Annotated in this window: 11 protein-coding genes and 2 pseudogenes; 6 read left to right on the top strand and 7 right to left on the bottom strand. The window is 68.5% G+C overall.

The genetic code is table 11. From position 1 onward, the window contains the following. From F1643_RS19665 to F1643_RS19650, 4 genes and pseudogenes are all read right to left on the bottom strand, one after another. Positions 1-799 (bottom strand): transglutaminase family protein (locus F1643_RS19665; RefSeq protein WP_194914948.1); only part of this gene is annotated, 799 nt, incomplete at its 3' end. A gap of 4 nt (positions 800-803) precedes the next feature. After that, positions 804-3,368, bottom strand: coding sequence for a circularly permuted type 2 ATP-grasp protein (locus tag F1643_RS19660; RefSeq protein WP_194914947.1), 2,565 nt, complete (start codon positions 3,366-3,368; stop codon positions 804-806). A 255-nt stretch (positions 3,369-3,623) separates the two neighbouring features. Next, positions 3,624-5,675, bottom strand: coding sequence for a di-heme-cytochrome C peroxidase (locus F1643_RS19655; RefSeq protein WP_194914946.1), 2,052 nt, complete (start codon positions 5,673-5,675; stop codon positions 3,624-3,626). A 177-nt stretch (positions 5,676-5,852) separates the two neighbouring features. Beyond that, positions 5,853-9,206, bottom strand: a pseudogene (locus F1643_RS19650) (DUF2126 domain-containing protein). 291 nt (positions 9,207-9,497) lie between these two features. Here F1643_RS19650 and F1643_RS19645 point away from each other — a divergent pair. Both F1643_RS19645 and F1643_RS19640 read left to right on the top strand, forming a co-directional pair. Further along, positions 9,498-10,385 (top strand): hypothetical protein, encoded by an 888-nt coding sequence (locus tag F1643_RS19645; RefSeq protein WP_255543077.1) that lies wholly within the window; start codon positions 9,498-9,500, stop codon positions 10,383-10,385. A gap of 34 nt (positions 10,386-10,419) precedes the next feature. Beyond that, positions 10,420-11,283: a lysozyme inhibitor LprI family protein gene (locus tag F1643_RS19640; protein WP_194914944.1), complete on the top strand. Its 864-nt coding sequence runs from the start codon at positions 10,420-10,422 to the stop codon at positions 11,281-11,283. A 45-nt stretch (positions 11,284-11,328) separates the two neighbouring features. On the opposite strand, the gene F1643_RS19635 is transcribed toward F1643_RS19640, so the two are convergent. Then, entirely contained in the window at positions 11,329-12,108 is a 780-nt protein-coding gene (locus F1643_RS19635) for an SDR family oxidoreductase (protein ID WP_194914942.1), read from the bottom strand. Between the two features lie 106 nt (positions 12,109-12,214). On the opposite strand from F1643_RS19635, the pseudogene F1643_RS25135 reads away from it, so the two are divergent. Together F1643_RS25135 and F1643_RS19630 are read left to right on the top strand one after the other, a co-directional pair. Further along, positions 12,215-12,292: pseudogene (locus tag F1643_RS25135) on the top strand (hypothetical protein); the annotation flags it as partial. A 31-nt stretch (positions 12,293-12,323) separates the two neighbouring features. Continuing rightward, complete coding sequence (locus F1643_RS19630) at positions 12,324-13,130, top strand: LysR family transcriptional regulator (protein ID WP_255543076.1); 807 nt, start codon at positions 12,324-12,326, stop codon at positions 13,128-13,130. Positions 13,131-13,148: 18 nt separating this feature from the next. Here F1643_RS19630 and F1643_RS19625 read toward each other — a convergent pair whose 3' ends face one another. Beyond that, positions 13,149-14,045, bottom strand: coding sequence for an aldose 1-epimerase (locus F1643_RS19625; RefSeq protein WP_194914940.1), 897 nt, complete (start codon positions 14,043-14,045; stop codon positions 13,149-13,151). A 269-nt stretch (positions 14,046-14,314) separates the two neighbouring features. Between F1643_RS19625 and F1643_RS25130 the strand changes: the two genes are divergently transcribed. Then, positions 14,315-16,900: a serine/threonine-protein kinase gene (locus tag F1643_RS25130; protein ID WP_370540717.1), complete on the top strand. Its 2,586-nt coding sequence runs from the start codon at positions 14,315-14,317 to the stop codon at positions 16,898-16,900. A gap of 164 nt (positions 16,901-17,064) precedes the next feature. On the opposite strand, the gene F1643_RS19615 is transcribed toward F1643_RS25130, so the two are convergent. Then, positions 17,065-17,634 (bottom strand): peptidylprolyl isomerase, encoded by a 570-nt coding sequence (locus tag F1643_RS19615; protein ID WP_194914938.1) that lies wholly within the window; start codon positions 17,632-17,634, stop codon positions 17,065-17,067. Positions 17,635-17,822: 188 nt separating this feature from the next. Between F1643_RS19615 and F1643_RS19610 the strand changes: the two genes are divergently transcribed. Beyond that, positions 17,823-19,493 (top strand): YdbH domain-containing protein, encoded by a 1,671-nt coding sequence (locus F1643_RS19610; RefSeq protein ID WP_194914936.1) that lies wholly within the window; start codon positions 17,823-17,825, stop codon positions 19,491-19,493. Position 19,494 lies beyond the last annotated feature (1 nt).

Below are 19,494 nucleotides of genomic sequence, written 5' to 3'. Positions count from 1 at the left end.
TGGCGACGCAGGCATTGGTCGGGCAAATGTCGAGCCAGCCGGCGGCGGCCCCGCACCAGACCGATGTCCAGGCATGGCTGACGTCGGCGCCCACCAGCCGCGGCCGGCCCGGCGGGGGCAGGGTGCGCAGATATCCCGACACATAGCGGGCCGGCAGGCCCATGGCACGGGCGCAGCCGACGGCGATGTGGGCGAAATCCTGGCAGACGCCGCGGCGGTTGCGCATCACCGCCGCCAGCGGCGTGGCGACCGTCGTCGCGGCGGGGTCGAAGGCGAACTCCCGATTGATCCGGTTCATCAGGTCGATGGCCGCCGCGACCGCCGGACGGCCGGGGGTATAGCTGACCCGCGCATAGTCCAGCAGATCCGGGCTGGAGGCGACAAGCGCACTGTCGAAGCAGTATTGCGTGATTTCCGCCCCATCATCCGGGCCGGACAGGCCGCGCAGGCTGTCGCGCACATGCTCCCACGGGGCTGAGTCGTCGGGTGCCAATGCCGGCGGCTCGAACACCTCGACCTCGCTTTCCGCGATGACCGAGAAGGTCCGGTGCGGCTCCTGCACGGCGACGTAGGTGACGGTATTGCCAAAATAATCCACCCGCTCCGAGCGCACCGCCGGGGCGGGATCGATGGTCAGCAGGCTGCGGCGGATGCGCTGGCGCGGGTGCGGGCGGGCGGTCAGGTGCAGCAGGTGGTGGGAGATCGGTACATCCTCGCCATAGTCGTAGGCGGTGGCGTGGCGCACGCGGTAGCGGGTGGCGGAACCGCTGCTGCCGGGAAGCGGAGTGGGAGGGTTCATCGGGTCAGGCCGATCGTGCGAAGGCATGGCTGAAATAGGCATGCGCCAGGAAGTTCGACACGTCCGGCAGAGACATCGCCAGCGTGTCCAGCAGCGCCCGCAGCGCCTCGCCGGAGGCCAGCGCGTCGGTCCGCTCAAGCCCTTTGCGTGCGGCGGCAATGATGGCCAGCGCCCCGCCGGTGGGATCTGTGCCGGTCCCGACGCCCTGGCTGGGCAGCGCCCGCATATGCCGGTCGAGCGCGGCCAGCTGGAAGGCCAGCGCGCGGGGGTTCGCTTCCTCTCCCAGCAGCAGGTCGAGAACGGAACTGCGCTGGACGCTGGTCAGGTGGCGGGCACGGTAGGTCATCACGCTTTCGCCGAGCTCCAGCAGGACCGCCAGGGTGGCCGCCTGCATCGGTTCGTCCAGGCGCTCCAGGTCGGCGACATGGACGCCGCGCATCAGCGCGATCATGTACAGGGACCGTTCGATGCGCCGTCCGATGTCGAGGAAGCGCCAGCCGGCGCCGCGGGTCATGCTCTCCTGCTCCAGGCCGGAGAAGGCGGCCAGCGTGATCATCACGTCGTCCAGCCGCAGCAGGAGCGACGCCGCGTCCATCCGTCCCTTGGGCGGCTGGGTCTGGCGGTCGATGGCCGACACCACCCGCCACATGTCCATCGACAGGCGGTCGCGCACCGAATAGGCGGTGCGGTGCAGGCGCAGAACCTGGGCGCGCAGGCTGTTGGGATGGTCCGGGTCGTTCACCGCCGCGTGCAGCGCCTCGCGCAGGCCGCGGTTGGCGCCGCTTTCCGTCACCTGCGCCATGTCGGCCGGGATCATCCCGATAGAGCAGAGCAGGTCGAGCAGCGGGCGGAGCTGCAGGGTGGCGCCGGGCATGTTGCTGTCGATCAGCCGGCTCTGCGTCGCGCGGAGCAGGCGCAGAGCCCCCTCCGCCCGTTCCGCATAGCGGCCGAGCCAGTAGAGGCCGTCGGCGACGCGGCTGGGCAGGTCGTTGGCGGACGGACGGGCGCCGCTGGCCGTCGGCTCCGTCGCCAGGGCCGGCCGCGGCTGGGTGGAGGCGACGTCGGCGCGCCGCGGCGCCAGGATCCAGGTGTCCTTGCTGCCGCCGCCGCTCTGCATCGACACCACCAGCCGGCCGGATTCGCTGGACACGCGGGTCAGTCCGCCGGGCATGACGGCATATCCGCCGCTGGGGGTGGCGCAGAGGAAGACGCGCAGCACCAGCGGGCGCGGCTGCAGCCGGCCATCCTGCCAGACCGGCGCGGTGGACAGCGCCATCTGCTCCTGCGCCACGAAATACCAGGGACGGCGCTTGATCCGCTCGATCAGGGCCGACCGTTCGGCGGCCGACAGCTGGGCGCCGAAGATCGGCTCGAAGGACAGCGAGGGGAAGGCCGGCTTGACGACCAGCCCGTCGAGATGGTCGATGACGTAGGCGCGCTCGGCATCGTTGCCGCACCACCAGCTGGCGACGCCGGGCAGCCGCAGCTCCTCCCCCAGCAGATGGCGGCAGAGCGTCGGCAGCGACGATTTCATCGCCATCGATTCCATCAGGCCGGAGCCCAGCGCGTTCGCCATCACCACATTGCCGGCGCGCACCGCCTCGATCAGCCCGGCCACGCCCAGCGAGCTGTCGGCCCGCAATTCCAGCGGGTCGGCGAAATCGGCGTCGAGCCGGCGCAGGATCACGTCCACCTGCTCCAGCCCGGACAGGGTCTTCAGGTAGACCGTCCGGTCGCGCACCGTAAGGTCGGCACCTTCCACCAGGGTCAGGCCGAGGTAGCGGGCGAGATAGACATGCTCGAAATAGGTCTCGTTGTAGGGGCCGGGGGTCAGCAGGACCACGCGCGGCAGGCTGCGGCCACCGCCGGTTCCGTTCGCCCGCTGCGCCAGCGACAGCAGCGTTTCCTTGAAGGTGTCGAAGAAGCCGGTCAGCCGTTCCACCTGGCAATGGCGGAAGCTGTCGGGCAGCACCTTGGCGATCACCGCGCGGTTTTCCAGCGCATAGCCGCTGCCGCTCGGCGCCTGGGTGCGGTCGGACAGCACCCACCAGCGCCCGTCCGGCGCGCGGGCGAGGTCGACGGCATAGAAATGCAGGTGGACGTCGTTGGGCACGCGGATGCCGTGGACGGCGCGGCGGAATCCGGGGTCGGCATGGATCACCGATGGCGGCAACCGGCCGTAGCGGGTCAGCGTCTGCGGCCCGTAGATGTCGGTCAGGATGGCGTTCAGCAGCGAGGCGCGCTGGATCAGCCCCGATTCGAGGGCCTTCCATTCATGCGCCGGCAGCAGCAGCGGCATCATGTCCAGCGGCCATGGCCGCTCCATCCCGTTGGGATCGCCGTAGATGTTGTAGGTGACGCCGTTCTGGTGCAGCAGCCGCCGCGCCTCCTCCCACCGCTCCGCCATCTGGTCGGCGTCGAGGGGACCCAGCGTGCTCATGAAGGTCTGCCAGTGCGGCCGCAGCCGGCCCTGGCCGGTCACCATTTCGTCATAGACCTGGCCGGAGCCATAGCCGATGGCATCGGCCTCGCCGAACAGCGACCCCTGTGTGAAGGGAACCGGCGGCATCCCCGACGGGACCACGGACGCCGGCGCGCGGAAAGGCTGATCGGGCTGGGACAAGGTCTGACTGGTGCTTTTTGCCTATGAACGGAGCAACAGTCTGAACGTCCGCGTGCTGCGATGCAAGGCTGGCGGCCGGCGAACCAATCCGAAAGAGGAAAGAGTTCGCAATCGGACGGCTCGCCTCCGCCAAAGAAAAAACCGGAGCGCCGCGAAAAGCGACGCTCCGGCTTGCCGGATGTTGCTGAAAACCGCCGGAGATCAGAGCGTCTTCAGGTATTCCAGCAGCTGCCAGCGCTGCGCGTCGGTCAGGCCGGCGCCGAACTCGTGGCCGGTGTTGCGGTTGCCGGGCTTCGTCGTTTCATAGACGAAGGTGGCGCCCGCCGCCGAGGAATCCACGCCGACCTTGACCGGGTCGATGGAGGTGCTGCCCATGCGGAAGGTCGCCGACCGCTGGGACGCCGGCAGCAGCATCTCGTACAGGTTCGGGACCGACCCGTTGTGCATGTAGGGCGCCGTCGCCCACACGCCGTCCAGCGGACGCGCCTTGTAGGCCATCAGCTGCTTGATGGTGGCGGCCAGCGCCTCCGCGTCGGAGGGAGGGGTGCTGGAGGCGGCGGCCTTGGCGGGAGCCGCGGCGGCCTTCGCCTGGGCCTTCGCCGCGCTGCCGCCGGCCGGGACGGCACCGACGGTCGGCTTGGTCTGACCGCGGTCGGTCAGGGCGGCGATCACCTTCTGGTGGTCGGCGGTCTGCTTGGCGCCCGGCTTCACGAAGGGCGTGGTGTCCAGCGTGCCGCCCTTCGTCTGGGACTCCGGCGACCAGCCGGCGGGGGCGCTGGCGGTCAGCCACGGCGCCGGGGCGTTGTCGCCCTTCATCAGGTCGACCAGCAGGCCCGGTTCGCGCACCAGATCGCCGAAGATGGCGCCGATCACCGCGTTGGACAACAGGTTGGCGGCGAGGTCGGGGTTCGCCAGCGGCTTGCCGCCGAGCAGCTGAGGCGGCATGGCGACGTTGGCGATGGCGCCGGTGTCGACCTTGCGGCACAGCGCATCGACCGCCATCTTCGGATCGGCGTCGTAGTTGACCGTGATCATCTTGGCCGCCACCGCGGCATCGACGCCCTTGGTGCAGATGGTGGTGAAGGCCGTGACCACCGCGACCGCATCGTCCGGTTTCGCCCAGTTGAACAGCGGCACCATCTGGATCGGGGTCGTGGTGTAGGTCTCGCCGCGCGGCAGGATGGCGTGGCAGCTCTCGCAGTTTTCCTTGTAGATCGGCTCGCCGGCCGCGGCCTTCACGATGTCGACGTCGCCGGCCAGGCTGTCCGGCCAAGCGGGCGACCGCAGCTTGCGCAGCTGGTTCTCCATGTCGACCAGATTCCGGCCGCGGACCGTGGACTTGTAGTAATAGTGGGCGGCGTCGGCCGGCGGCTTCAGCGTCACCTTGCCGAAAACGCCCAGCACCTCGCCGGCATTGCGGCCCAGCGCGTCGAAGGCGGTGGCGTTCGCCAGCAGGCCGTTCCACTGCACCCGCGGCTGGTGCGCCGCGTCCCACAGGTAGGGATAGCTGACCGGCGCGTTGGGGGCGCGGCTGTTCTTCGGCAGGTTCAGGTCGATCGCCGACACGCGGTTGAAGATCATGCCGAAGGCGTCGGTGCGCATCGGCCCCCAGGGCGTATCGGGCTTGCTGGCCGCGACGAATTCGGCGAAGGAGCGGTCGAAGTCCTTCAGCGCGTCGTACAGCGCCAGCTTCTGCTGGTCGGTGGCGTTGGCGCCCAGCACGCGGGTGGCGAAGGGCCGGAAGGCGGCGTCGCTGGTCACCGTGGTGTGGACCGCGTCGCTCAGCCCGCTGATGAAGCCATAGAGGTCGCCGGTGGTGACCGCGCCGTCGATGCGCATGGTCTTGCCGTTCACCGTCACGTCGCCGGTGTGGCAGGCGGCGCAGGTCATGCCGAACCATTCGGTCTTGTCGGGATCGGTGTCCTTGACGAAGCCGACGGGCAGCAGGTCGGGGTTCCAGTTGGCCGACGTGTTGGCGGGATAGCCGTAGCGGGGGATGCTCTTGACGAAGGGTTGCCTGGTCTGCGGATCCTCCAGCGCCATGAACCAGTCATAGCGCATGATCTGCGAGCCCTGGGTGGTGGTGTAGTACCACTGGCGGGCTTCCTGCGACCAGCCCTGGTCCAGATACCACAGGCCGTTGATCTCGGTCGGCGGCTTCACCGGCACGGGGCGGGGCGGCTTGGGCGGTTCGGCGCAGGAGGCGAGCAGCAGCGCGGTGGCGGCCAGGGTCGCGTAGACGGGAGTTTTCATCCCCATAGTTCCCTTTTTCGGTGGCGTGGCGCGTGGGCCTTCGACCGAAGAGGGTAATGCCGATAATCTATTCGCGCGAAATAATATCGCGTTATGGTGCTGAAAAGTTGATGTCGCGGTGGTCATGCAACCGTCCCCTTTCCGAAAGGAGGGAACGGTTGCATGGGAGGAGGAGACTTACCCCCGCCGCAGATCCAGCGTCATCGGGAATTGCGGGTTGCGTTCCTCCGCCGGGGCGTCCATCGGGCCGGGAGTGTGGCCGAAGGGGAAGAAGCGGGCCAGCCGGCGCCCTTCCGCCTCGTTGGCGTTGACCGGGAAGGTCTCGTAGTTGCGGCCGCCCGGATGCATGACGTGATAGGTGCAGCCGCCGATCGACCGGCCGGCCCCAGCTGTCGAGGATGTCGAAGATCAGCGGGGTGTGGACGGGAATCGTCGGATGCAGGCAGGAGGGCGGCTGCCACGCGCGATAGCGCACGCCGCCGACGAACTCGCCCTCCACCCCGGTCGGGATCAGCGGCACGCGCCGGCCGTTGCAGGTGATGACGTGGCGGGCGTCGATCAGGCCGCTGACGCGCACCTGCACCCGCTCCACCGAGCTGTCGACATAGCGCACCGTGCCGCCGCCGCCCGGCTCCTCGCCCAGGACGTGCCAGGGCTCCAGCGCCATGCGCAGTTCCATGGTGATGCCGCGCTGGCTGACATGGCCGTAGACCGGGAAGCGGAAGTTGAAGTGCGGTGCGAACCAGCCGTCTTCCAGCGGATAACCGTGGTCGCGCAGATCCTGCAGCACGTCGGCCATGTCCTGCTGGACGAAATGCGGCAGCATGAAGCGGTCGTGCAGGTCGGTGCCCCAGCGCACCAGCCGGCCCTTGTAGGGATGCTTCCAGAAGCGCGCGACCAGCGCCCGCATCAGAAGCTGCTGGGTCAGGCTCATCTCCGCGTGCGGCGGCATTTCGAAGGCGCGGAACTCGACGAGACCGAGACGCCCGGTGGAGCTGTCCGGCGAATAGAGCTTGTCGATGCAGAACTCCGCCCGGTGGGTGTTGCCCTGCACGTCGACCAGCAGGTTGCGCAGCACCCGGTCGACCAGCCAGGGCGGGCAATTGCCGCTCGCCGCCGCCTGATCGATCTGGTTGAAGGCGATCTCCAGCTCATAGAGCTGGTCGTCGCGGGCCTCGTCCACCCGCGGGGCCTGACTGGTCGGGCCGATGAACAGGCCGGAGAAGACGTAGGACAGGGCAGGGTGGTTCTGCCAATAGGTGATCAGGCTGCGCAGCAGGTCGGGCCGGCGCAGGAAGGGACTGTCGGCCGCGGTGGCGCCGCCCATCACCACATGGTTGCCGCCGCCGGTGCCGCAATGGCGCCCGTCGATCATGAACTTCTCCGCCCCCAGGCGGGACTGGCGCGCATCCTCGTACAGGGCGATGGTGTTGCGCACCAGATCGTCCCAGCTGTGGGCCGGATGGATGTTCACCTCGATCACGCCGGGGTCGGGGGTGACGGCCAGGGAGTTCAGGCGCGGGTCCTTCGGCGGCTGGTAGCCTTCGATGACCACCGGCATCTCAAGCTCGACCGCCGTCGCCTCGATTTCCGCCAGCATCGCCAGATAGTCTTCCAGCGTGCTCATCGGCGGCATGAACAGGTGCAGGCGCCCGTTGCGCGCCTCGCAGCTCAGGGCGGTGCGCACCACCCACCAGGCCGACTTGCCTTGTTCAGGCAGTTCGTCGCGGATCTCCGCCATGATGCGCTGGCGCTGGGCGATCCGCTTGTCGGTGTGGACGCCGCGGTCGGACTCCTGGACGGCACCGCGGATCTCCTGCCGGCGCTGGACCGGATGCGGGGGCAAGGGGCCGCGCTCCTCGAACGGGTCGGTCTCCCAGGCATAGGGATAGTCGGATTTCGACACCCAGGGCAGGGAACCCAGCGGCAGGCGGTAGCCGACCGGGCTGTCGCCGGGGATCAGCAGCAGCTTCTCCTGGCGCAGCGGCCATGTGCTGGACAGCCAGACCGGCCCCTGCTGGGTCATGCGGCGGTTGATCGGCATGACGAAGCCCACCGGCTCTGCCAAGCCGCGGGTGAAGACGCGGGTCAGCCGCTCCCGCTCCTCCTTGTCGTCGAGCCTGCTGTTCAGCGGATCGACATTGACCGGAAGCTGCGACTCCTTGCGCAGATAATGCCAGGGGTCCTCATAGGCGCCGAGCACGAGGTTCGGGTCGAGGCCCAACCGCTTCGCCAGCGCCATCAGGAAGACGCCGGCATCCTGGGCGGTGTGGCCGTAGTCGGTGTCCTCGCGCGCCAGCAGGTCGCTGTTGGCCCACAGCGCCTCGCCGTCGCGCCGCCAGTAGAGGGTCATTGCCCAGCGCGGCAGCGATTCGCCGGGATACCATTTGCCCTGGCCGAAATGCAGCAGGCCGCCAGGGGCGAAGCGGGCCATCAGACGGTGGATCAGGTCGGCGGCCATCTTCCGCTTCTGCGGACCCAGCGCGGTGGTGTTCCACTCGGCGCCGTCCATGTCGTCGATGGAGACGAAGGTCGGCTCCCCGCCCATGGTGAGGCGAACGTCCTCTGCCTTCAGATCCTCGTCCACCCGGTGGCCCAACGCTTCGATCGCCGTCCATTGCTGCGCGGTGTAGGGCTTGGTGACGCGCGGCGCCTCGTAGATGCGGGTGACCGACATCTCGTGGCCGAACTCCACCTCCGCCTCGTCGACGAGGCCCGAGATGGGAGCGGCGGAGGAGGCGTCGGGCGTGCAGGCCAGCGGGATGTGCCCCTCGCCCGCCAGCAGGCCGGAGGTGGGTCCAGCCCGACCCAGCCGGCGCCGGGCAGGAACACCTCGGTCCAGGCATGCAGGTCGGTGAAGTCGCTTTCCGGACCGGAGGGGCCGTCCAGCGCCTTCTGGTCGGCGGTCAGCTGGATCAGGTAGCCGGAAACGAAACGGGCGGCGAGTCCGAGGTTGCGCAGGATCTGCACCAGCAGCCAGGCCGAATCGCGGCAGGACCCGGTTCGCTTGGTCAGCGTCTCCGCGCAGCTCTGGATGCCCGGCTCCATCCGGATGACATAGCCGATGTCCTGCTGAAGCTGCTGGTTCACCGCGACCAGGAAGTCGATGGTCGGCGTCTTGTCCCGCGGGATGGCCTTGAGATAGGCGGCCAGTTCCGGCCCCGGTTCCTCCGTCTCCAGATAGGGGCGAAGCTCGCGCTGCAGCCAGTCGTCGTAGGCGAAGGGGATGTGGTTCGCCTTCTCCTCCAGGAAGAAGTCGAAGGGGTTGATCGCGGCGATTTCGGCGACCAGATCGACCTCGACGATGAACTCGCGCGTCTTTTCCGGGAAGACGAAGCGGGCCTGGAAGTTGGATTGCGGGTCCTGCTGCCAGTTCAGGAAATGCTGCTTCGGCGTGACCTTCAGCGAATAGCTGAGGATCGGCGTCCGGCAATGGGGCGCCGGGCGCAGGCGGATGATCTGCGGGCCGAGGGACACCGGCCGGTCGTAGCGATAGATCGTCTTGTGATTCAGTGCGACGTGGATCGCCATGGAAAACCCCGCCTCATGCCTGTTCGATGATGTTCGCGCCCCGGTTTGGTCCGCGGTCGCCGTTGCAACGGTAACACCGATAAATCCGGCCCGACAGGGCGGCCCGGCCCCGACCCTACCGCAGTTGCGAAAAAGTCACGAAGTTGCCGGTGACGCGCGCTGCGGCTTTCTTCCGTTCGCGTTACCCTTTATATCCTAAGCGAATGGGGTATCGCTGCGGCGGGATCTCGCATCCGGATGGTGTCGGTGGCGGCTTCTTCGATGTTGGGCGGCAACCGTGGGATGGGTGGAATGGGCGACGCGGGCAATGGCGGCGCCGGACGGGGCGTCGTCACCGGGAAATACTTCAATTTCAAGCCGCTGCCTCCGCCGGCGGACATATTGGGCAACCCGCTGGTCGTGCCCAACCTGCCGACGCACAAGCTGCCGAAGGAGACGTTCGGCAGCCGGGTGAAGCGTTTCCTCGCCCGGATGAACCTGGGCAGCCAATCGGCGGAAACCCGGCTGCGCTGGAAGCTGTACGACACCATCCAGGCGACCATGGCCTCGCTGTCGCCCGCCGTGACGCTGGTGGCGGAAAAGCGTGCGCCGGCGAAGCGGAAAAAGCTGTCGGTCCCGGTCGTCGTCGTGCGCCATCCCTATCACCTGCGCCATGTGTTCGAGATGCTGCCGAACATCCCCGACGCGCTGGCGGCGGAGCGGCGGTTCATCGAACTGCTGATGACCCGCGCGCTGAAGCGGTATGGCGAGCAGATGGCCCTGATGAAGGGCAGCGCCTTTTCCTTCGAGCATGAGGCGCGGGAGTATTTCTTCACAGGCTTCAAGCTGGAAAAGCAGATCAAGAAGGTCAATAGCCCGGACGAAAAATTCGCGGCGCTGCAGGCGATCCATACGAACTACTTCCATGGCCGGAACTATTATTACTTCGCGCTGCTGAGGCGGGAGAAGCTGGCGCCGGACAACAAGCTGTTCATGCTGTTCGCCCGTGCAGTTTATTTCATGGCCCGGATCGATTGGAACGGCGAGCTGCTGGAGAAGCCGAACCCGCGCGCGCTGCCCAGCCGCGACGACATGCTGTTTTTCGTGGAGCGTGACAAGTCGGTCGTGACGCGCTATCGCACCGACCAGGATTTCCAGCGTCAGGTCAAGGCCGTGCTGGAAGCCTTCCCCGCCTCGTGACCTCCTGCTTCACCATTACCCAAGGTTTCCTGCCATGCGTGCCCTGTCCCTGGTGAGCGGTCTGCTGGCCGCCGGCTCCATGCTCGCGGTTCTGGCGCTCGCGGTTCCGGCGGCGGCTCCGGCGCTGGCTGAGACGCCGGTCCCGGAGGCCGCGGCGGCAAACTGCGATTCGGCGGAGACGCCGTCGGCGCAACTGCTGTGCCGCGACGCCGGATTGACGGCGGCGGGCGAGGCGATGGAGGCTGCGCTTGCGGCGCTGGGCGCAACCACCGACGCCGCCGGACGGGCGGCGATCGAGGCGGGCCAGACCGTCTGGCGGGCACGACGCGACGATGCCTGCCCGGTGACCGCCGCCGACCTTGCCGATGCCAAGGCGACCAAGTCGCGCACCGACTGCCTGCTGCGCGTCACCCGCCAGCGTAGTGCGGCGCTGGAGGCTGAACGTCAGGCGCGGTCGCGCCCTGTCGCCGATCTGCCTTTGGCCGTCACCGGAGCAGCCGCGCCGAGGTTCGTGGCACCGCAGAAGACGGTGCCGCCGATCAACCGCAAGGCGACGCTGGCGGATTTGGCCGGGCGCTGGGCCAAGGCCGATCCGAACGACCGCACTGCCATCGACGATTGCCGCACGTCCTATCTGGAGATCGGCGCCGACCGGGCCCTGACCGCCGTCGACGCGCGGGTGCCCCAGTTTCCGCTGACCGGCCGGTTGCCGGCCGATGGCGATCCGCTGGGGCAAGTGCCTGTGCAGCCCCTGCTACCGGAAGGAGCGACGGAAGCCGCGCCCGCGCCGCTGGCGACCCTGCGGCTGCTGCCCGCCGATTCGGCGCGCTTCGACCGGCTGATCCTGCGCATGGCGGCGCCCGCCACCTTCGCGGCGGAATTCGTCCGCTGCCGTTAAGGGTGGATCGGCAACAGCCTGGGCGCTTCCGCCGTCGCTCGCGCTTTACGCGGTGGGAATGGTGCCGCCGTCGATGACGTATTCGGTGCCTGTAACCGTCGCGGCCCGATCGGAGGCGAGGAAAGCGATCAGGTTGGCGACATCGTCCGGCTTGGACGGCCTGCCGATGGGGATACCGCCGAGCTGGTCCATGATGATCCGCTTGCCTCCTTCATAATCGGTGCCGGCGTCCTTCGCGAGCCGCTCGGCCAATCTTACCGCCGCCTCGGTTTCGATCCAGCCGGGCGAAACGCGCACCACACGCACGCCCTTGGGCGAGACTTCCTTCGACAGGCTCTTGCTGTAGGTCGAGAGCGCGGCCTTCGCGGCGGCATAGGCGGTCGTCGATTCCGGCAACGGCAGCGCGCGCTGGATGGAGGTCACATGGATGACCACTCCATGACCCTGCGCCACCATTGCCGGTACGAGTTCGCGGTCGAGCCGGATGGCGGGCATCAGATTGAGATCCAGTTCCTTGCGCCACTCCGCGTCGCTCAGCGCCGCGAAGCCGCCCGCGGGAGCGGACGAGCCGCCCAGCATGTGGACGACGATATCGACCCCGCCCAGACGTTCACGCACCGCGGCCACCAGCGTGGCACACCCCTCCGCGGTCGTCAGGTCCGCGGAGACGAACATCCCGTCGTCGAGGCTGTCCGGACGGGACCGGGCTGCGGTCAGCACACGGGCGCCGAGTTCGCGAAACAGCGCGACGGTGGCCGCACCCGCGCCGCGCGTGCCCGAAGTGACGAGCGCTCGCTTGCCGTCGAGGCTGATGAAGGGGCTCATGGATCGGTCTTCCTGATCGGGATTGCTCTGTCCCGCAAAGGTAAGCCTGGACGCGCGTTCCGATAACCGGGATAAAGCGGGATGCGGAATTTCGAATGGTGGGACAATGCAGCGGGCCGACCTGAACGATCTGGATGCGGTCATCGCCATTGCGCGGCGGGGCTCGTTTCGCGCGGCGGCGCTCGATCTGGGGATGTCGACGACCGCGCTCAGCAATGCCATCGGAAAGCTCGAAGCGGGGTCTTGGCGTCCGCCTGTTCAACCGCACGACGCGGAGCGTCTCGCTCACCGATGCCGGCCGGGTGTTCGTCGAGCAGGTCGGTCCGGCGTTGCAGGATGTTCACGGCGCCCTGGAAGCCGTGCGGTCGCAGCAGACGATCCCGTCAGGCACGCTACGCATCAATGCCTTCGCCGCGGCGGCGCGTGAAATCCTCTCGCCGCTGGTGCTGGAGTTCCTGCGCCGTCATCCGCAGGTGCATGTAGACCTCGTCACCGAGGGGCGTCTGGTGGATATCGTCGCCGAGGGTTTCGATCTCGGAGTACGGGTGGCCGATCTCGTCCCCAGCGACATGATCGCGATTTCGCTGGGTCGCCCGCAGCGATATGCCGTCGTCGGATCGCCGGCATATTTCCATAAGCATGATCGGCCACGCGTGCCGCCCGACCTCCTCAATCATCCGTGCATTCGTGTCCGCCTTCCGAACGGCGCCCTTTTCCGGTGGCAATTCGAGAAGGACGGGCAATCGGTGCAGATCGACGTCGATGGACCGATCACCCTGGACGAGGCCAGTCTGGCGCGAATCGCCGTCCTCGAAGGCGTGGGCATCGGCTTTTTCATGGAGTCGGACGTGCAGGCCGACATCGAGGCGGGTCGTCTCGTTCGCGTGCTCGATGACTGGACGCCGCTGCGTTCCCAGCTGTGCCTCTACTATTCCGGTCGGCGCAACCCGTCGGCCGCCTTCAGGGCCTTCATCGGCCTCGCCCGCGAACTCGGCGCGAATGGCGGTTCCCCAGTTTCGTGATGGCCGGGTTCGAGATGCCTAGATGCGTGACACGAGGAATCGCACGGTCATCGACAGCCGTTCTCCCGCCGACAGGGCGATGATGCCGGCGTCCGCCTCCTGCGGGCGGTTCAGCGCGTCGGTCATGTGGCTGACCGGCTCCAGGCACAGATAGGGCTCGTCGGGCGGGGCATAGACGATCAAGTGGCCGACCGGCCCATCGGCGATCATGGTCAGGCGCAGCCGCTCTTGCGGGCGGTCCAGCGTCGCCGTGCCGGACCATCCCGTGAAGCCGTTGTCCAGTGCGGCATGGTCCATGACCACGCCGTGGCGAAAGTCCCAGGCGGCCGGCACCGGGCGGCGGCAGGAGGGCAGGATGGTGTCGTCATTGTCCCAGACTGCGCGTATGTCGGCGGTGACGATGCTGCCCGGCGATTTCGCGAAATAGGGATGGAGACCCAGCCCGGCCGGCATGTCGCTGTCGGATTCGTTGATCAGGTCGAGGGTGACGGTCAGTCCCTCGCCATCGAGCGCCACGGTCTGCGTCGCGCGGTAGCTCCAGGGCCAGTCGTCGGCGCGGTGGGCGAAGCCCATGCGGAGCGCATCGTCGGCCACCGCCTCGACGGTCCAGGGGGTTGACCAGCCATGGCCATGGATCCGGTGCGGCGATCCGGGGTCGGTGGCGAGCACGACCTCCCGCCCCTGAAAGACGAAGCGGCCGCCGCCGATGCGGTTGGAAAAGGGAACCAGCGGGAAGCAGGCCATGTCCGGGGCGAAATCGCCGGCGAGCGCACCGTCAGAGGCGGGGCGGAACAATTCGACCGGACCGTTCGGGGTCGACAGGCTCCAACTCGCCAGCGAGCCGCCGATATGCGGAGCCGCGGCGAGAGTCATGGCCCCGTGCCGCAACGCGATGATTGTACCGGTCCGGATCATGCGTTTCTCCCATCGTCAGCGTCCGGATTTTTATCGCACATGCGAAGACCGAAAGGAACGGCCGCCGCCGGTGGCGCAACGCTGACACAGCTTCTGTGTGTTTGACGAAAAATGTGGGTATCGTACACCCCTCCTTTACCCTCCACCGGCGACGATGGGGCGCAGACCGGGGTGCGTGCAGCCGCGGATGTCAACGCGGGGAATGCCCCGTTGTTGCAGATCGCCTTGCGTGCTCGGTCCCCGGGGGGCATCTGCAGGAAAGGTCGGGAGTGTCCAGTTCACCGCTCAGCCGCGCGATGCCGCCACCGCAGGCCGCCATGGGCTCGCTCGACGAGGCGGAACTGTGCGGCGCCCTGGCGGATTACCATGCGCTGCCGGCGCGGATGGTGATCGGCGTCGCGCTGCGTCCGTATCTGGACCCGCTGTGCCTGACGCCCACCGAACTGATCCATCTCGCCAAGCCGCTGAAATCCTGCCTGGACCAGGGGGCGCTGGTGGAGTCCGCCATCACCAGGGTCGCCGCCGTGCAGGCCCGTGCACCGGGGCAGGAGCAGCTGAGGCGACGTCAGGCCATCCGCAATGCGGTGGATGAGAGCTGGGCCAGGGCGCGCGCTGCCCAGGCCGCCTTTGCCGCCATGCCGCGCGGACGCCGGCCGGTGGATTGGCTGCTGTCCCAGGGAGCCGCGACGCCGACCGGCGACGCCGGGTACGACCTGCGGGTGGCGGTCTCCCTGGAACTGGTGGAGATCAAGAACTGGGGCGGCAAGCTGGACCGGCTGCTGGAACTGCACCAGTGGGACCGGGACGAAGGGCTGGCCGCCGCGGTCGACGGAGTGATCGGCGATATCCTGGCCTCCGCCGCCGCGGGGGCGGACCTGTTCGGTGCCAACCTGTTGCCGGGAACCCTGCTGTCCACCCTGTGCGACATGCTGTTCGGCCGCATCGGCATGGAGGCCATGGGGCCGAATCGCATCGGCGTGCTGAACGCCCTGTTCCGGCAGGGCAAGCTTCCGTTGGCGAAGGCCGCCGTGCTGGACCGCATCCGCCGGCAGTTGAAGGCGCCCCAGCCGCTGGGCCGCGGCGCCTTCGACCAGGAGGCGGAACTGCTTAAGACGCTGATCGGGCATCTGCTGACCCGCGACGGGCTGATCGGAGGGGCGGGGATGGCCGATGCCCTGACCGTGCGCTATTCGCGCCGGCTTGAGCAGGGTGGGGCCAGTGCCTATCGCCGCTCCATCATCGGCCTTGGCGAAGGGCAGCCGGACCTGATCTGCCGCATCCACTATCTCACCCGCGTCGCCGCCACCCCCGCCGGGGAACGCCATGCGGACGAAATCCTCGCTTCTCTCGATGCCGCAGTCGGCAACGAGCTGCTGATCGAGAACATGCTGGTGCAGACGCCGGACACGGCGCTGCTGGAGCGCGACTTCGCCCGCGCGCTGGCCGCCGTCCGCTCCGCCCCGCTGCCGGCCGATGACTGCGAGCGGATCGCGGCCCGTGCCGAACGCTCCGTCGACGAGTATGTGAAGACCGGCCAGCTTGCCGCCCGGCTGAAGCAGGTGGAGCCGGTGCTGCGCCGCCGCACCATCCGGCTGGCGGAGGTCGCCTGTTCCGGACTGATCCGCGAGGACGGGGCCCTGCCGCTGGTGCGGCAGCACATCCTGGAGATCGTCCGCCAGCCGCAGTTCCAGGCCGAGATCGCCCAGCCCGACAGCGACGTCGCCCAGGCCGAGGTGCGCCGGCTGCTGCATCTGCTCGACCGTCTGCGCCAGATGGCCACCGCGCCCGCTCCGCCGCCGGTGGCGATACCGCCGGGGCGGGGTGCGCATCAGCCGGGTCCGCGCAGCACCGATACCGTCTGCAATCCGGCCGCCGTCGCCATTACCGGCATGCCTGCCGCAAACCGGGCGCCGGCGGATACGGTTCCGGTCGGCACGCCGTCTGCCACGACCCCCGTGACGGCGTTGGAAGAGCTGTGCCCGAGCTGCTACTCGGCCCGTGGATCGGCTCGCGGACCGAGCGGTCCCTGCACCGGCTGCGGCTTCCCTGCCAAGTCGGACAACCGGCCGGGGGTGCATCTGGCGCCCGGCACGGTTCTGCATGGCCGCTACCGTGCCGGGCGGGTGCTGGGGCAGGGCGGTTTCGGCGCCACCTATCTGGGTTGGGACGACCGGCTGCGGGTGAAGGTGGCCATCAAGGAATATTACCCCGCCAACCTGATCGCCCGGCTTCCCAACGCCGCCGCCGTTTCCCCCTTCTCCGACGAGCATGCGGAGACGTTCGCCGCGGGCCTCACCAAGTTCCTGGAGGAGGCGCGGACGCTGGCCCGCCTGCGCGAGGTGCGCGAGATCGTCGGCGTCCAGGACTTCTTCGAGGAGAACGGCACCGCTTATCTGGTGATGGAGCTGCTGGAAGGCCGCACCATGAAGAAGTATCTGGCCGATTGCGGCGGCCGGATCGACGTGAGGCGGACGCTGTCGGTGGTGACGCCCATCGCCAAGGCGCTGCAGGCCATTCACGAGCAGGGGCTGATCCACCGCGACGTCAGCCCGGACAACATCTTCCTGACCAACGGCGGCGACCGCAAGCTGCTGGACTTCGGCGCGGCCCGGCAGACGGCGCGGCCGGGGGCCGGGATGACGGTCATCCTGAAGCCGGGCTACGCCCCGCCGGAGCAATATTCGAACGAAGGGCGCCAGGGCGCCTGGTCGGACGTGTATGCGCTGTGTGCCACGATCTATCTGGCGCTGACCGGTCGCACCCCGCCGGACGCCACAGCCCGCTTCATGAACGACAAGGTGCCGAGGCCGTCAGAACTGGGGGGGCGCTGCCGCCGGGATTCGAGAAGGTGCTGATGTCCGGGCTGGCAATGCGCTGGCAGGACCGGCCGCAGTCGATGAAGGATCTGCTGCGCGCGATGACCGCGGCATTGGCCGGGGGTTGATAGAGGCATGATCCGGGCATGAAAAAGGGGACCGGCGCACCGGTCCCCCGTTTCTGGTCCGCTGGAGCGATGCCGTTACTTGGCGTCGGCAGCGACCTGCATCTTGACGATCTTGTCCGGGTCGGTGACCTGACCGTTGCGGGACTGGCTGCCCTTCTTGATCATGTCCACGAACTCCATGCCCTCGACCACCCGGCCCCAGACCGTGTACTGGCGGTCCAGGAAGTTGGACGGCGCGAAGCAGATGAAGAACTGGCTGTCGGCGCTGTCGGGATCCTGCGCGCGGGCCATCGACAGGGTGCCGCGGATGTGCGGGGCGCTGGAGAACTCGGCCTTCAGCTTCTTGCCGGAGCCGCCCATGCCGGTGCCGGTCGGGTCGCCGGTCTGGGCCATGAAGCCGTCGATGACGCGGTGGAAGACGACGCCGTCGTAGAAGCCCTGGCGGGTCAGTTCCTTGATGCGGGCGACGTGGTTCGGCGCCAGGTCGGGCCGCAGTTCGATCACCACGCGACCGTCCTTGAGGTCGAGGTAAATGGTGTTTTCCGGATCCAAGGCCTTCGCCTCCCCTTGCGAGACTGTAAAGAACGAGACAGTGAAGATTGTGGCGAACAGGGCCGCCAGCAACGCGCGGGTCCACCGCTTCATGCGAAACACTCCGATGAGCCGAAATCCGCGCCCCGGACCATAGGGGAAAAGCGGGGGAATGCAAAGCCGCGCTGGCGAGGGGTGACGATCCGCCAAAAGTCACGGATGACCGACGCTTGTCCGGGTGTTCATGCCGGCATGGACGTGGCAAGCCATCGGCATCACATGGAGCGGGGAGGGAACGGCGGGTGAGGCTGGGACGGGCGATAGCGGGAACGGCGGCGGTTGCGGTGACGCTGGGCGTCGTCGGCCTTGGCAGTGCCATTCTGGCCGGTCCCACCCTGATCGGCGGGATGGCGACCGAACTGCTGCGCGACTCCGGATTCGCCGGGGCGGAGGTCACGGTCACCGGATTGCGGATCGCCGATGGCTGGGATGGGCTGCGGCTGGAGTTCACCGCCGGCAGCGGACTGCTGGAGGCCGCGGCCCCGACGCTGGAATTGCCGATGGCCGGCCGCGTCACGCTGTCCGGTGCGCTGCGGGTGGGGATGGAGGGCGGGACGCTGACCGTCAGCCCCGACGGCTGCCTGCCTGCCGTTGTGGAGAAGCTGACGATTAGCGCCCAGACGCTGGTCCTCCCGCAGGAAGCGACGGTCTGCGCCGCGCCGGATCGACCGCTGCTGCGCTGGTCGCCGTCGCTCCTCGACGTGGCGGCAGAGGTGAAGGCGCCGCGGCTCGACGTGCCGGCCAGCGGTCTGCGGGCCGATCAGTTGGTGTTGCGGCTGGGGCAGGACGGGAACGGGCGGCAGGCGGACGCAACCGTCGCGAAGCTGACCAACACCGCCAAGCCGGCACCGGTCGTGCCGCTCGCCGTCACCCTCCGTGCCGTCCAGGAGGGGGAGCAGCCCTGGTCCATCGCCGGCACCGCGAGGGATGCGCAGGGCCTGCTGTCCGTCACGCTGGCCGGTAGCCATGACCAGACCGCCGGCGCCGGCCGGGTGGAGGTGGTGGCGAAGCCGGTCGTGCTTGCTCAGGACGGGCCGGGACTGGCCGCCATTTCGCCGCTGGCGGCGACATTTCTCCAGAAGGCCTCCGGCACCCTGTCGGGCAAGGCGACAATCGCCTGGGACGGCAAGGGCATGACCACGGCCGGGCAGGCGACGGTGAAGGGGCTGGCCGGCGTCGCCGGGCCGGTGACCGTCGCCGGTGTGGCGGGAACGGTCGCCCTGTCCAGCCTGTCTCCGCCGGTGATTCCCGCCGGACAGAAGCTGTCCATCGGCCTGCTCGACGTCGGCGTGCCGCTGACCGATGGCACCCTGCTGTTCGGCTATGGGCGCGACGGGCGGCTGGATGTGGGCCGCGCGGAATGGCGCTGGGCCGGCGGTACGCTGCGCGCCGATCCGTTCAAGCTGGCGCCCGCCGCACCCAAGGGAACCGTCACCCTGCATGCCGAGGGGATCGATGCGGCCAAGCTGCTGGAACTGATCGCCGTCGACGGGCTGGAGGCGAGCGGAAAGCTGGCCGGCACCCTGCCGGTGGTCTTCGCCGACGATACGGTGACGCTGAACGGCGGCGTGCTGGAATCCGCCGCCCCCGGCACCCTGCGCTACGATCCCGCCAACCCGCCCGCCGCGCTGAAGGGGGAGGAGGGAAGCCCCACCGCCATGCTGATGGGGGCGCTGACCGACTTCCGATACGACAGCCTGCGGATCACCATCGACGGGCAGGCCGGCGGCGAACTCAGCGCCGGCCTGTCGCTGCGCGGGGCCAACCCGTCATTCTACGATGGCTATCCGGTTGCGCTTAACCTTAAGCTGTCCGGCGCGCTCGACCGGATTCTGCGCCAGAACCTCGACGTCTACCGGATCCCCGACACGCTGCGGGACCGCATGACCGGCTTCGACCAGAAGGACCCCTGAT

This window comes from Azospirillum sp. INR13, from assembly GCF_015390205.1.
Classification (GTDB): Bacteria; Pseudomonadota; Alphaproteobacteria; order Azospirillales; family Azospirillaceae; genus Azospirillum.
The sequence above is the reverse complement of the archived record's forward strand: the minus strand, read 5'-3'. Positions and strand labels throughout refer to the sequence as shown.

Bases quoted from the DNA above. Each gene is read 5' to 3' on its own strand.
- F1643_RS19625 (WP_194914940.1), bottom strand. From the start codon at position 14,045: ATGATCCGGACCGGTACAATCATCGCGTTGCGGCACGGGGCCATGACT.
- F1643_RS19640 (WP_194914944.1), top strand. From the start codon at position 10,420: ATGCGTGCCCTGTCCCTGGTGAGCGGTCTGCTGGCCGCCGGCTCCATG.
- F1643_RS19660 (WP_194914947.1), bottom strand. From the start codon at position 3,368: ATGCCGCCGGTTCCCTTCACACAGGGGTCGCTGTTCGGCGAGGCCGAT.
- F1643_RS19645 (WP_255543077.1), top strand. From the start codon at position 9,498: ATGGGCGACGCGGGCAATGGCGGCGCCGGACGGGGCGTCGTCACCGGG.
- F1643_RS19630 (WP_255543076.1), top strand. From the start codon at position 12,324: ATGCCATCGGAAAGCTCGAAGCGGGGTCTTGGCGTCCGCCTGTTCAAC.
- F1643_RS19655 (WP_194914946.1), bottom strand. From the start codon at position 5,675: ATGAAAACTCCCGTCTACGCGACCCTGGCCGCCACCGCGCTGCTGCTC.
- F1643_RS19615 (WP_194914938.1), bottom strand. From the start codon at position 17,634: ATGAAGCGGTGGACCCGCGCGTTGCTGGCGGCCCTGTTCGCCACAATC.
- F1643_RS19635 (WP_194914942.1), bottom strand. From the start codon at position 12,108: ATGAGCCCCTTCATCAGCCTCGACGGCAAGCGAGCGCTCGTCACTTCG.